Here is a 14081-nt window from a genome sequence, read left to right on the forward strand (position 1 = left end):
GTGGACCTCTCGAACGCTTGAGTGACACCGACCCGCCATGCTCGCCTCGCGGCAAGTGGTCGCTCGAAGCGACTAAGGTTGGGCCCGGGGGCTTGGATCGGGCCGGTGCCACACCAAGGCTAACAAACGGATCCGGTAAGGCCATTCCCGTGGCGCAACCCGTTTTCCCGAGCGCCCCTCAGCTCCTCGGTCCCCCCGATTCCCCGGTCCCGCGGTCCCTCAGTCCCTGAGCAGATCCGGCACCCCGGCCGCGTCCGGCTCGTCGCGGTCCGCCGAGACCACCGTGAGCTGCTGCGTGGCCCGGGTCAGGGCGACGTACAGGACCCGCAGGCCGGCCGGGGACTCGTCGGCGATCTCCGCGGGGGAGACGACGATCGTCGCGTCGTACTCCAGGCCCTTGGCCTCCAGGCTGCCGAGCGCCACCACACGGTCGCCGAGCCCGTCGAGCCAGCGCCGGGCCTCCTCGCGGCGCTGCATGGCGACGACCACGCCGACGGTGCCGTCCACGCGCTCCAGCAGCCGGGCCGCCTCCGCGCGCACGGTCTCGCCCAGCGGGCCCCCGGCGACGGAGAAGCGCGGCTCGACACCGGTGGAGCGCACCGCCCTCGGCGACCGCGACCCCGGCATGGCGAGGGCGAGCACCTTCGACGCCAGCTCGGCGATCTCGGCGGGGTTGCGGTAGTTCACGGTGAGTTCGAAGCGGCGGCGCGGGCGGGTGCCGAGGGCCTCGTCGCGGGCCTGGGCGGCCTCGTCGGGGTCGGACCAGGAGGACTGGGCCGGGTCGCCGACGACCGTCCAGGTGGCGTGCCGGCCCCGGCGGCCGACCATGCGCCACTGCATGGGGGTGAGGTCCTGCGCCTCGTCGACGATGACGTGCGCGTACTCGACGCGTTCCTGGGCGAGCCGCTCGGCCCGCTCCCGCTGCGTCTCCTCGCGCACCGGCATCAGCTCCTCCAGGCCGGTGAGCTGGTCCAGCGGGTCGAGCTCGCGCTTCTTGCGGGGGCGGGCCGGGGCGCCGAGGATCGCCTGGAGCTCGTCGAGCATCGCGATGTCGTGCACGGAGCGGCCGTCCCGCTTCAGCGCGCGGGCGACCTTGCGGACCTCGCCCGGGTTGAGGATCCGCCGGGCCCAGCGGCCGAGGCGCCGCTCGTCCGCCATGGCGTCCAGGACGGCCGCCGGGGTCAGCTCGGGCCACCAGGCGTCGAGGAAGGCGATGAAGTCGTCCTCGGTGGTGACGTCCTCGTCGAAGGAGGCGCGCAGCTCCGCGGCCAGCTCCGGGTCGGTGTGCCGGTTCCCGGCGCCGGAGCGCTCCCACAGGGCGTCCAGGAGCAGCTTGCGGGCGCGGGGGCGCAGCAGGTTGACCGGGGCGGTGCCGCCGAGGGCGGTGCGGCGGACGCCCGCCAGTTCCTCCGCCTCCAGCTCCAGGCGGCGGCCGAAGGCGACGACCCGCAGCCGCTGCGGTGCGTCGTGTCGCTCCAGCGCTCCGCGCGCGGCCTTCCGCAGCACCTTCAGCATGCGGTACGAGCCCTTGGCGCGGGCCACCGACGGGGAGTCGTACAGGGTGGCCTCGGCGCCGTCGACCAGCGAGCCGATGGCGCGGATGGCGACCTGGCCCTCCTCGCCGAGCGAGGGCAGCACGCCCTCGGTGTAGGCGACGAGGAGCGGGGTGGGCGAGACGATGAGGATGCCGCCCGCGTACCGGCGCCGGTCCTGGTAGAGGAGGTAGGCGGCGCGGTGCAGGGCGACGGCGGTCTTGCCGGTGCCGGGGCCGCCCTCCACGTAGGTCACGGAGGCGGCGGGGGCGCGGATCACCAGGTCCTGCTCGGCCTGGATGGACGCCACGATGTCCCGCATGGTGTGCGTACGGGCCTGGCCGAGCGCGGCCATCAGGGCGCCGTCGCCGATCACGGGCAGCTCGCGGCCGTCCAGGGACGCCGTCAGCTCGGGGCGCATCAGGTCGTCCTCGACGCTCTGGACACGGCGGCCCTTGGAGCGGATGACGCGACGGCGCACGACCCGGCCGGGGTCGACCGGGGTGGAGCGGTAGAAGGGGGCGGCGGCCGGCGCCCGCCAGTCGATGACCAGCGGGGCGTAGTCCTCGTCCAGGACGCCTATGCGGCCGATGTGCAGGGTCTCGGCGATGTCGGCGGTGTTGTCGGGGCGTACGGCGCCCTCGGCGGGCTCGACGGCGGTGTACGCGCCGTCGGGGCCCTTCTTGCCGTCCTTGCCGAGCAGCAGGTCGATCCGGCCGAAGAGGAAGTCCTCGTACTCGTTGTTCAGCCGGTTGAGGTGGATGCCGGCCCGGAAGACCTGGGCATCCCGCTCGGCGAGGGCGCCGGGCGTGCCGACCTGGCCGCGCCGGGCGGCGTCGCGCATGAGGAACTCGGCCTCGTGGATCTTCTCCTCGAGGCGCAGGTACACCCGGTCGAGGTGTTCCTGTTCGACTCGGATCTCCCGGTCGCGAACGGAGTCGTGAACCGGGTCGACCGCGGTTTCCTGTTGAGCCTGAGCGGCCACCGGGCCCCCTTCTGACGTGCTGGGCAGCCGTCAACCGTACGCGAAGGGGACCCCGGTCGGCTACGGGCCCACCCGGCGGATCCCGCCGGAGCCGCTGGGCCCGGCACGCGGCTCCCCCCCGGAGGGGGCCCAGCCGCGTTGCCGTCGGCTCCCCCGCGCTCGCGCGGGGGCACCCCGTCGCCCCGCTCACCGGTGTCGATCGGAACCGCGGCCCCCCTCCGGCCGGGTCCGCCGGGCAGGCCCTACGCGTCGACCTCGACGAGCAGCTCGCCGTCGAAGGTCATGACCTGGAAGTGGTCGATCTCGTTCGGCGCGAAGGCGGCGCCGCCCTGGACGTACAGGGGCTGCTTGGCCTTGTCCGTCTTGGCGTCGGGCAGGCCGTATCCCTCGCCGGGCACGGACCAGGAGTTCACCGTCTCGCGCTCGCCGTTCTTGCCCACGGCGACGAGCGAGCACTTCTGCGGGCCCTCGACGTTCTTCAGCTCCGTGACGATCTCGGTGCCCCAGAGCTTCTTCTCCAGGGCCACCGTCGCGGTCACCTGAGTGCCGGGATCGGTCGCCATGATCCTGTCGGAGCTCTTGTCGAAGGCCTCCTTCGCGGGGTTGGCCGCGAGCGTCTGGTTGGCACCGCTCCCACCACCCCCTTCGTCGCCCCCGCCGCTCGCCGCGACGGCCACGAACGGCCCGCTGATGATCAGCGCACCGGCGGCGGCCACCATGTAGAAGTTGCGGCGGCGCTTCCTCGCGCGGCGCTCGGCCACCTCGTCGACCAGCTTCTCCACCACGCGCGGGGAGGGCTTGGCGGACAGCGACTCGCCCAGCGCGGGCGTCCCGGTGCCGGGCAGGTCCGCGAGCGCGGCCAGCATCGGTTCCATGCCGGCGAGTTCGTCGAGCTGCTGGGCGCACCACTCGCAGGTCGCGAGGTGCGCCTCGAAAGCGGTTGCTTCGGCGTCGTCGAGGATGCCGAGTGCGTAGGCGCCGACGGTCTCGTGTTCGTTCGGCACCGGTGATCCCTGCATGGGACCAGACATACCCGTACCGCCCTCTCCGTATCCCCCGTAGACCCTCGTCACGCCGTCACCCCCCGCTCCTCCAGAGCCAGCTTCATCGACCGCAGGGCGTAGAAGACCCGGGAGCGGACGGTGCCGCTGGGTATGCCGAGTGTCTGCGCCGCCTCATTGACGGTACGCCCCTTGAAGTACGTCTCGACGAGGACCTCCCGGTGAGCCGGGGTCAGGTCGTCGAGCGCGTCCGACAGCGTCATCAGCCACAGCGCCTTGTCGATCTCGTCCTCCGCGGGGATGACCTCCAGCGGCGACGGATCGACCTCCTGCGGCCGGGCCTGCCGGCTGCGGTGGCCGTCGATGACGATGCGCCGGGCGACCGTCACCAGCCAGGGGCGTACCGAACCGGTCGCCCGATTGAGCTGACCGGCGTTCTTCCAGGCACGGATGAGCGTTTCCTGAACGACGTCCTCGGCGCGCTGCCGGTCTCCGGCGACCAGCCGCAGGACGTAGGCCAGCAGAGGTCCGGCGTGCTCGCGGTACAGCGCCCGCATCAGCTCCTCGTCGGGTTCCGAGGGCTGTGAGGACATGCGATGTCGGGCCCTCGCTCCACGTTCATTGGCCACGGCCGCATCCTTGCGCACGCCCACCTCCGGTGTCCGGGGGATCCCCCAGTCGGTCGCTCGACAACCGGTACGGACGTCAGGAGGCGCGTGTTCAAAGCGAGATGACAGTTTTCCGCGAGGTCAGGTGACGACCGGGACATGAACCCACAATCCCCCCGCCTCTTCTTTACATTTCCGACACAACGACAGGGATGTGATGCCGATCACAACGCGAGGTCGGTGAACAGCGGCGTGACCGACGTCACTTCGACGCCCTTCCGTGGGCCGCACCTCGGCGACCTCTCGTGGACCGCACCTGAGTCGGTCAGGCCCGCGCGAGCGCCGCGCGCCGGCGGTGGCGGGCCACCCGCTCCCGGTTGCCGCAGATCTCGCTGGAGCACCAGCGCCGCCTGCGCCCCCGGGAGGTGTCGAGGTACACGATCGGGCAGTTGTCGCCCTCGCACTGCCGCAGACTCCCGAGTGCGACGGGGTCGGTGAGCAGATCCACCGCGTCCCGCGCGACGGCCGCGAGCAGCGCCGCGCGGCCGGGCGGGCCGTCGAGGCGGCGCACCAGCACGCCGTCCTCACCGGGCACCGCGCGGGGCACCGGCGGCGCGGCACGGGCCAGTTCGTTGACCCGGGCGAGCGCGAGGTCGTACGAGGGGACACCAGGCGTCGGCCGGCCACGCACCAACGGGGCGAGCCGCCCGCGCAGTTCGCGGAAGGCCACCGGCCAGGACGTGTCGGCGTGGGCGAGCGCGGTGCCCGCGGGCACGAGTCCGGAGCCGGTGATCCAGGCGCGCAGCACCTCCACGGAGCCGAGCCGTTCCACGGGGTGGGTGGTCGCGAGCAGATCCAGGCAGACCCGCCCGGTGTCGAACCGCAGCTCGTGGGGCGCCGTGCCCGTACCCAGTGCCATGTTCCTGCCACCGCCTAGGTTGGCCCCGCGCGAGGGGGCCGGTGAGCGATCCGGGAAGCCGTTCCCTTCCCACAGTGCCTGCCCGCTCCGGCCGCCGGAACCCCTGGAGCCCGTCCTCGGACTCCCGTCTTCCGCCCCGGAGGGTCGGGGCCGCGTGGCGTCGGGTGCGTGCTCCGGGGGCGCCTCCTGCTCCGAGCAGCCCGGAAGCGTGCGGGGCGCCGCGAGACGAACGGAAGCCGGCGGCAGGGCTCGAACTCCTCGCGCCGCGCTCAGCCCTCCCCGTACTTCTCCTCCGCCGCCGGGTCCAGGGCGAGGCGGTAGCCGCGCTTGACGACCGTCTGGATCAGCTTCGGGGCGCCGAGGGCGGAACGGAGGCGGGCCATGGCGGTCTCCACCGCGTGTTCGTCGCGGCCCGCACCCGGAAGGGCGCGCAGCAGCTCCGCGCGGGAGACGACCCAGCCGGGCCGCCGGGACAGCGCCCGCAGCAGCGACATCCCGGCCGGCGGTACGGGTCTGAGTGCGCCGTCCACCAGGACCGCGTGCCCCCGGATCTCCACCCGGTGCCCGGCGACGGGCAACGCACGTGCCCGCGCGGGCAGTTCCCGGCAGAGGAGCTGGACCAGCGGGCCGAGCCGGAAGCGCTCGGGCTGCACCGTGTCGATGCCGCGGGCCTGCAACGGCAGCGCGGTGACCGGGCCGACGCAGGCGGACAGCACGTCGTGGCCGAGCGCGGCGAGCAGGTCGTCGAGCAGTCCGCGCTCCTCCGCGCGGGACAGCAGGGACACGGCGGCGGGCGCGCTGGTGAAGGTGACCGCGTCCAGGGTGCGGGCGACGGCCGCGTCGATGAGGCGGTCGACGGGACCGAGGTCCTCCGGCGGCAGCCACCGGTAGACCGGCACCCCCACCACCTCCGCTCCCCCGGCCCGCAGCGACTCCACGAACCCGGGCAGCGGCTCGCCGTGGAGCTGTACGGCGATCCGCAGCCCGTCGACGCCCTCTTCCAGCAGCCGGTCGAGCACCTCCGCCATGGACTCCGACGCCGGCGACCACTCCTCCGTCAGCCCGGCGGCCCGGATCGCGCCCTTCACCTTCGGCCCGCGCGCCAGGATCCGCACCCCGCGCAACCGCCCCAGCAGGTCCTCGCCCAGCCCCCAGCCGTCGGCGGCCTCCACCCAGCCCCGGAACCCGATGGCGGTGGTGGCGACCGCGATGTCCGGGGTCTGCCCGATGATGTCCTTGGTGGCGGCCAGCAGCTCGCTGTCGTCGGCGAGCGGCACGATCCGCAGGGCCGGGGCGTGCAGCACGGCGGCTCCGCGCCGCTCAAGGAGCGCGCCCAGCTCGTCGGCCCGGCGCGCCGCGGTCACACCCACGGTGAACCCCGCGAGGGGCCCGTGTTCCGGTGGCTGCTCTTGTTCGTCGTACATGGCTCTCGTCCCGGCTCGAGTCGGCGTACTGCGGGGAGGTGCGTCCTGCGTGCGTGAAAGTGCGGCTCCACCTCCATGCCGATCGAGCCTGTCAACGATCCGTGACAGGCTCGGTTCGGCTTCATGTCACCAGTGTTACGTCACTTCGCGTCACACATCGGCGTAGCTGAGCTGCGGCTTCTCCTCCGGAGCCGGGTTCGTGCCACCCGCGCGGGCCACCGGGCGGCGCAGGTATACGGCCCAGGTGACCGCGAAGCAGACCGCGTAACAGGCGAGGAAGGCGACGAACGCGCCGGTGCCGGAGCCGTAGGAGAGGAAGGACTGGCGGAAGGCCAGGTTGATGCCGACCCCGCCGAGCGCCCCCACCGCGCCGATCAGCCCCATGGCCGCCCCGGACAGCCGCCGCCCGTACACGGCCGCCTCCTCGCCCGCCAGCCCCTTGGCCAGCGCCTTCGCCTGGAAGATGCCGGGGATCATCTTGTACGTCGACCCGTTGCCGAGCCCCGTCAGCACGAACAGCACCACGAACGCGACGGTGAACAGCGCCAGCGACTCCCGCACGGAGCCGACGATCAGCACGGAGGTCGCCGCGCCCATGGCGACGAAGTTCCACAGCGTGATCCGCGAGCCGCCGTACCGGTCGGCGAGCCACCCGCCCACCGGACGGATCAGGGAGCCGAGCAGCGGCCCGATGAAGGTGACGTACGCGGCCTGCAGCGGCGTACGCCCGAACTGGCTCTGCAGCACCTGCCCGAAGGCGAAGCTGTAACCGATGAACGAGCCGAAGGTGCCGATGTAGAGGAACGCCATGATCCAGGTGTGCGCGTCCCGCGCGGCGTCCTTGGCGGCACCGGTGTCGTTCTTCACCGAGGCGAGGTTGTCCATGTACCGCGCGGCGAGCACGGCGGCGACGACGATAAGCGGGATGTAGACGCCGAGCAGCACGCGCGGCCCGCCGCTCGCGCCGATGATCGCGAGGGCGGTGAGCTGGATCACCGGGACGCCGATGTTGCCGCCGCCGGCGTTCAGCCCGAGCGCCCAGCCCTTCTTCCTGAGCGGGAAGAAGGCGTTGATGTTGGTCATGGAGGAGGCGAAGTTGCCGCCGCCGATCCCGGCCAGCAGGCCGACGAGGAGGAACGTGGAGAAGGACGTCCCCGGCTCCATCACGGCGAACGCGGCGACGGTGGGCACGAGCAGCAGCCCCGCGCTGATCACCGTCCAGTTCCGCCCGCCGAAGATCGCGACGGCGAAGGTGTACGGCACCCGGACCACGGCGCCGACCAGCGTGACCACCGACGTCAGCAGGAACTTGTCGGCGGGCGTCAACCCGTACTCCGGGCCCATGAAGAGCACCAGCACGGACCACATCGTCCAGATGGAGAACCCGATGTGCTCGGACAGCACGGAGAAGAGGAGATTGCGGCGGGCGATCCTCTCCCCGGTCCGGTCCCAGAAGGTCTCGTCCTCCGGATCCCACTCGTGAATCCAGCGGCCACTGCGGGCTGTCATGAGGCCTCCACTGCTCTCCGGGGGCGCGGGCGGTGCCGCGAGGTGCTGGTCCCGAAGGTAGGGAGGGGGCGTTTCGGCGCTGTGGCAGGCGGTGACCGGGAGGGAACGTTGCGCTCACCCGGGACGGGGACGGGGTGAGAGGTACGGCGGCCTCAGCGCTGCGGGGGCTGCCAGTGGGGGTTCTGCTGGGCGGGGTGCCCGTACGGAGGCTGGGGGTACGGGGGCTGGGGCTGGCCGTACGGCATCGGAGGCTGAGGGGGCTGATAGCCGTAACCCGGCACCGGCGCCGGCATTCCGGGCGCCGCGCCCCCGTACGGGCCACCCCCGAAGGGATTGCCCTGCTGCCCCGGCATCTGCCCGCCCGGGGGCAGATAACGCACCCGGCCCGTCTCGTCCGCCACCGGGGCGAAGCCGGCCGCCTGCAACCGGGCCGCGAACTTGGCGTTCCGCTTGCGCGTGACGACGAGGCCGATGCCGAAGACGGCCATGAGGGCCAGCCAGATCACGCCCGTGATCACGAAGTCCGTGGGCTCGCCCCCGAGTCGGAAGGCGAGGATCACGCAGCCGATGGAGACACCGAGGGCGCCGTACCCCATCCGCTTCTCGGCGCTCTTGCCGGTGAGGTCGAAGTTGATGCGGGCCTTGAGGAGTTCGAAGGCGTCCGGCACGAGCGGCGGCAGGGACACCCCGTCGCCGGCGTTCGGATACTGCGCCCAGTTCTGCGCGGCACGGGCGCGGGCCTGCGGACTGTGATCGGGCACGATCAGCATCTTCAACTGGCTGTTGTTCCCGCCACCTTGCCGTACGTCCGCGTACTCGTACCCGAACTGCTGGGCGGTGAAGGCGAGTCGGGCGAGCTTCTTCACGGAAGCCATCGCACTGGTGAGCTCGACCGGCTCCCCGCTCGCCATCAGTCGCAGCATCTTCCGCGTCTGCCGCTTACTCATCCGCCCCCGCCCCCTGGCACCTCTGTTCACTTCCGCAACAGGGGCAGTTTTGCACGCCCGCCCCCTTCGAACCAGAGCGGCTTCCCGGCTCCCCGCCCCGTGGGCCGTCTTCCTCACGCACGTCACGAGGTGCCCGCCGCGCCACCGGTGAACCCCGGTGGCGCGGGCAACCGTGACGTCAGCTCCGGTGCGCCCCGGTGCTCGGCTGGGGGCGCTTGCTCTTGCTCCCGTTCGGCCACAGGCGTGGCCTGCGCTTCGCCGCGAGGTCCTCGATCCAGCCGACCGCGAGGATCATCAGGCCGATGAGCGGCCAGACCAGGGCGAACGTCCAGAGCGTGTACGTGCTGTCGAGAGCGGCTGCCGCCCGCTCGCTCTGCATGAACGGAAGCTCGTACAGCAGGTCGATGATCGGGAACGTCGCCATGATCATCATGTTGTGCCACAGGTAGATGGTGACCGCCCGGTTGTTGGACAGGGTCACCAGCTTGTCCCAGTTCGCCAGGCGTCCAGGGAGCTCCCGCCACGACGGGGAGTACTGGAGCAGGATGACGACGAAGCCGAACGACCAGGTGGCATCGGCCAGCGGGATGTCGTTGAGGTCCCAGCCCGAGGGACCGAGGTGGCCCGAAGCCCACCACAGGCCGAAGGCCATCACCAGGGACGCGCAGGAGACGGAGACGTACCGCGGGATCTTCTTCAGCATGCCGTCGTGATGGGCGAAGCCCAGGACCCAGCAGCCGCCGTAGACCGCGAAGTCGGTGACCGCGTTGCCCAGCTCGCCGGGGATGGTCACCAGGCCGGTGCCGACGATCGCCGTCAGGCCGAGCGGGGCGAGCAGCGTCGGCCAGGGAGCCTTGCGGAACAGCCACAGCAGCAGCGGCGACGCGATGACGAACCACAGGTAGGCGCGCAGGTACCACAGCGGTCCCACCGTCTCGTCCGCCCAGGTGCCCTCCAGCGGGCCCAGAACCCCGGCATCCACCGGGTAGGGCGGGGCGCCTATCGGGACGAGGTAGTTGACCAGGTTGACCAGACCCCAGACCCCGTCCTGGTCCGGGTCCTTCGAGGGGCTCCAGTCGCCCACGAACAACAGCGCCAGCACGACCGCCGCGAACGCCCACATCGGCGGCAGCAGTCGGCGGACCCGTCCGCGGATCACGCTCCACGCCGGCCGCTTCAGCGACCGCGCCATCAGCGAGCCCGCCAGCGCGAACATCACGCCCATCGACGGGAACAGCACCGACAGCCAGGCCCAGCCGAAGAGGTGGTAGATCACGACGCGGACCAGGGCGATGGAGCGCAGCAGGTCCAGGTAGCGGTCGCGGCCCGGCTTCTTGGGCTCCGGGGCGGGCCCGGGTACGGGTGCGGGTGCGGGCTCGGTCGTGCGCCGCTGCGGGACGTCGGCGTACGGCGTTCCGTACGGGCTCACCGGTTCCGGGCTCGTGCCCGTACCGGTCGTGTATCCGTGGGTCATGCCACGGGCCTCCGATCATCGCCGCGCCGGCTCTGGCTCGGCACCGCTCCGGCGACGGGCGCCCCGACCACGCCGGTGCGCCGCAGCTTCTGCCAGCGCAGGCGGCCGCCGGTGAGTGCGGTGATCCAGGACTGGAGCAGCACCACGTACATGAGCTGGCGGTAGAGGATCTGCTGCAGCGGCAGCGAGATCAGGTGGGTCATGCGTTCGCGGTCGAGGCGGAAGGCGAAGGCCGCGCAGACCGCCTGGATGGCGAGGACGCCCAGCCACGCCGTGATCGTCTTCTCGGTCGGGCCGAAGACGATGCCGTAGAGCAGGAAGACGTCGATCAGCGGGGCCAGCAGCGGGGCCACGATCATGAACAGGGAGACGAAGGGCAGGCCGATGCGGCCGAAGCGGCCCGAGGGGCCCTTCTCGATCACCGCGCGGCGGTGCTTCCAGATGGCCTGCATGGTGCCGTACGACCAGCGGTAGCGCTGGGACCAGAGCTGCTGGACGGTCTCCGGGGCCTCGGTCCAGGCGCGGGCGTTCTCGGCGTAGACCACGCGCCAGCCGGCGCGGTGCAGCGCCATGGTGACGTCGGTGTCCTCGGCGAGGGTGTCGTCGCTCATGCCGCCGATGGGCTCCAGGGCGGAGCGGCGGAAGGCGCCCACCGCGCCGGGGATGGTGGGCATGCAGCGCAGGATGTCGTACATCCGGCGGTCCAGGTTGAAGCCCATCACGTACTCGATGTGCTGCCAGGCGCCGATGAGGCTGTCCTTGTTGCCGACCTTGGCGTTGCCCGCCACCGCGCCGACCCGGGGGTCGCCGAAGGGCTGGACGAGTTCGCGGACGGTGGACGGTTCGAAGACGGTGTCTCCGTCCATCATCACGACGATGTCGTAACGGGCGTTGGCCAGGCCCCGGTTGAGCGCGGCCGGCTTGCCCGCGTTGAGCTGGCGGATCACCCGTACGTTGGGCAGGCCCATCGCCTCGACGATGCGGGCGGTGCCGTCGGTGGAACCGTCGTCGATGACGAGGACCTCGATCGGGTGCTCGCTCGCCATCAGGGAGTTGACGGTGTTCTCGATGCACTTGGCCTCGTTGTACGCCGGGACCAGAACCGTCACCGGCTCGTTGACCGGCGGGCCCCAGCGGAAGTTCTTCCGGCGGACGCGGCGGGCGTGGAAGCCGGAGAGGAGCAGCATCAGGACGAAGCGGCCGATGACCAGGGTGCCGATGATCGCGAGGCCGACCACCAGGACGTCGGTGATGTGCTCGGAGGCCTGGACCAGGAAGATCCACGCCTTGCCCTTCCAGAGGTCGGCGCCGGTGACCGGGCTGTGCGCGCTGGGCGCGTCCAGGGCCTCGGTGAGGTTGTCGAACTCGTAGCCCTTGTCCTTGAGGTCGGGCAGGAACCTGTCGAGCGCCGCGACGGTCTGGCTGCGGTCGCCGCCGGAGTCGTGCATCAGGACGATGGCGCCCTTGCCGCCCTCGGGCGTGGCGCGGCGGATGATCTCGTCGACGCCGGGCCGCTTCCAGTCCTCGCTGTCGGTGTTGTTGACGACGGTGAGGTAGCCGCGGCTGCCGATGTACTGGGTGACCGGCCAGGTCTCGTTGTCCATGGCGGCGGAGAAGGAGGAGTACGGCGGGCGGAAGAGCGAGGTGCGGATGCCGGCCGCGCCGGTGATGGCGAGCTGGTTCTGCGACAGCTCCCAGTCGATGCGCTTCTTGGACTGGAGGGAGAGGTCGGGGTGGTTGAAGGTGTGCAGGCCGATCTCGTGGCCCTCGTCGACCATGCGCTGGACGAGGTCCGGGTAGCGGGAGGCCATGGTGCCGGTGACGAAGAAGACCGCGTGCGCGTCGTGCTTCTTCAGCACGTCGAGCACCCTGGGCGTCCAGGTCGGGTCCGGGCCGTCGTCGAAGGTGAGGACGAGGCGGTGGTCGGGCACGCTCAGGCTCTGGACCTTGCCGGCGCGGGCGTCGATGACCGGGCCGCCCTCCAGTATTTCCTCCGGCACCTGGGTGGTGGGGGCGGGTTTCTGGACGCGGTGGTCGGCGAGGATCTCGCTGTGCACGTACCCGCGCAGCATGAGCATCGCCGCCAGGGCGACGAGGACGAGCACCGGAAGCAGGAGGCGCAGGGGTACGCGGCGACGCAGGGCACCGCCACGGGCCTGACGGGGAGGCCGGTGGCGGGGGGAGCGGGATGCCATCAGACGACGTTCTCCGGGGACTGTGCGGCGGGGGTGGTGGACGGGTCCGGCTGAGCGGCGGAGCCGTCGTCGGCGACGACCGGCTGGCCGGCGGGGGCACCGGCGAGGCTGTCGGTGCCGCCGGCCTCTCCGCCGCCCGTGGGGGCGGTCGTCACGGGATCTGGGGTCTCCGACACCGGTTGGCCCGCGGGCGGTGTGCTCACGGTGTCGTCCGGGGGTGTGGAGGTGGCGTCGTCGTCACCGCCGGTGACCGGGCCGGTGGTGTCCTGCTCGGTCGCCGTCGGTGTCGGGTCGGTGGCGTCCGGCTGGTTCCCGGTGCCGGTTCCGCCGCCCGTCGCGGGGGCGGTGGCGTCGGGCGCGGGCAGGGTCGGGGTGCCGGTGGTCGGCGTGCCGCCCGGGGCGAGGCTGGTGCCGGAGCCGGGCGTGGTGTCCGTCTCGGTGGGCTGCGGTGTCGTCTCGACCTGACCGGCGGGCTTGTTCTCCTGGCCGGGCACGGGCATCCAGGGGGCGTCGGAGTTGCCGGACAGCAGCGTGGCGACCATGACGACGGCGTAGCCGGCGCAGGCGAGGCCGACGACCAGGCCGATACGGCGGTAGAGGCGGCTGCGGCGGCCGGACTCGTCGACGAACACGGGTCCGCCGGCGGCTTCCTGCCCGCCGCCGCCCGCCTGGCCCGGCGTCCGGCGCAGTTCGAGGCCCTCCCCTATCTGCACGGAGTCGAGCTGGACCGTCACCTCGTGCGGGTCGTGGGTGGCCGCGGCGGAGTCACCGGCCTCTTCCTGCCAGGGGTCACGGACGGGGGTGCGGGAGGCCATCGGGGCGCCGGGGCCCGAGGAGGAGGGGCGCAGGAACTCGGTCGGAGCGCCGGAATCCGAGGACGGACGCAGGAACTCGGTCGGGGCGTCTGCCGCTCCGGGGGCGGACGACGGGCGGCCGGAAGCCGCCGGGAGCACGGCGGTCCCGGCGTCGGACGACGAGCCTCCGGAAGCCGGCGGGAAGCCGGTTGTCCCAGGGCCGGACGACGAGCCTCCGGAAGCCGGCGGGAAACCCGCTGTCCCGGGGGCGGACGCCGGGCGTCGGGAGGCCGGCGGGGAGCCGGCCGCTCCTCGGTCGCCCGAGAGGCGTGCTCCGCCCGGCCGGGAGGAGGGGTCTGCCGGCTTGGCGCCGGGGACGCCGCCCGGCTGACGGGGGACGCGCAGGGCGGTGGTGCGCTCGGTGTCCCAGGGGGCGTCCGCCGGGCTTTCGGACGGCCCCGTCCGGTGCGGCGTCGCGGGGCGCTCGGCGTTCCGGGAACCGTCCGCCGAGCTCTCGGACGGCCCCGTCCGGTGCGGCGCCGCGGGGCGCTCGGCGTTCCAAGGGCTGTCCGGACGGCCCGACGCCGGCGCCGCAGGACGCCCAGCGTTCCGGGAACCGTCCGCCGAGCTCTCGGACGGCCCCGTCCGGTGCGGCGCCGCGGAACGCCCAGCGTTCCGGGAACCGTCCGCCGG

At 72.5% G+C, this 14081-nt stretch carries 10 protein-coding genes; all 10 read right to left on the reverse strand.

Features of this window, described 5'->3' with window-relative positions; translation table 11 throughout:
* Positions 1-219: 219 nt before the first annotated feature.
* Positions 220-2517, reverse strand: a complete 2298-nt coding sequence (locus tag ACZ62B_RS15525) for a HelD family protein (RefSeq protein WP_344559236.1) — start codon at positions 2515-2517, stop codon at positions 220-222.
* A 242-nt stretch (positions 2518-2759) separates the two neighbouring features.
* The gene (locus ACZ62B_RS15530; protein WP_468719399.1) at positions 2760-3521 is read right to left on the reverse strand and encodes an anti-sigma factor family protein; all 762 of its coding nucleotides are present in this window, start codon (positions 3519-3521) and stop codon (positions 2760-2762) included.
* Positions 3522-3586: 65 nt separating this feature from the next.
* Entirely contained in the window at positions 3587-4171 is a 585-nt protein-coding gene (locus ACZ62B_RS15535; protein WP_004930798.1) for a sigma-70 family RNA polymerase sigma factor, read from the reverse strand.
* A gap of 280 nt (positions 4172-4451) precedes the next feature.
* Positions 4452-5045, reverse strand: a complete 594-nt coding sequence (locus tag ACZ62B_RS15540; protein ID WP_468719398.1) for a CGNR zinc finger domain-containing protein — start codon at positions 5043-5045, stop codon at positions 4452-4454.
* 269 nt (positions 5046-5314) lie between these two features.
* Entirely contained in the window at positions 5315-6469 is a 1155-nt protein-coding gene (locus tag ACZ62B_RS15545; protein ID WP_468719397.1) for a uroporphyrinogen-III synthase, read from the reverse strand.
* A 150-nt stretch (positions 6470-6619) separates the two neighbouring features.
* Entirely contained in the window at positions 6620-7978 is a 1359-nt protein-coding gene (locus ACZ62B_RS15550) for a nitrate/nitrite transporter (protein ID WP_468719396.1), read from the reverse strand.
* Positions 7979-8130: 152 nt separating this feature from the next.
* Positions 8131-8925 carry a hypothetical protein gene (locus tag ACZ62B_RS15555; protein WP_469690658.1) on the reverse strand — a complete coding sequence of 265 codons (795 nt, stop codon included), beginning with the start codon at positions 8923-8925 and terminating at the stop codon, positions 8131-8133.
* Positions 8926-9103: 178 nt separating this feature from the next.
* Complete coding sequence (locus ACZ62B_RS15560) at positions 9104-10399, reverse strand: acyltransferase family protein (protein WP_469690660.1); 1296 nt, start codon at positions 10397-10399, stop codon at positions 9104-9106.
* Positions 10396-12594: a polysaccharide deacetylase family protein gene (locus ACZ62B_RS15565; protein WP_468719393.1), complete on the reverse strand. Its 2199-nt coding sequence runs from the start codon at positions 12592-12594 to the stop codon at positions 10396-10398. Before ACZ62B_RS15565 ends, ACZ62B_RS15560 begins: the two co-directional genes overlap by 4 nt.
* Positions 12594-13409 (reverse strand): hypothetical protein, encoded by an 816-nt coding sequence (locus ACZ62B_RS15570; RefSeq protein WP_469690662.1) that lies wholly within the window; start codon positions 13407-13409, stop codon positions 12594-12596. The genes ACZ62B_RS15565 and ACZ62B_RS15570 overlap by 1 nt, the downstream gene beginning before the upstream one ends.
* Positions 13410-14081: the final 672 nt, after the last annotated feature.

The organism is Streptomyces sp. NPDC053426, assembly GCF_055585405.1.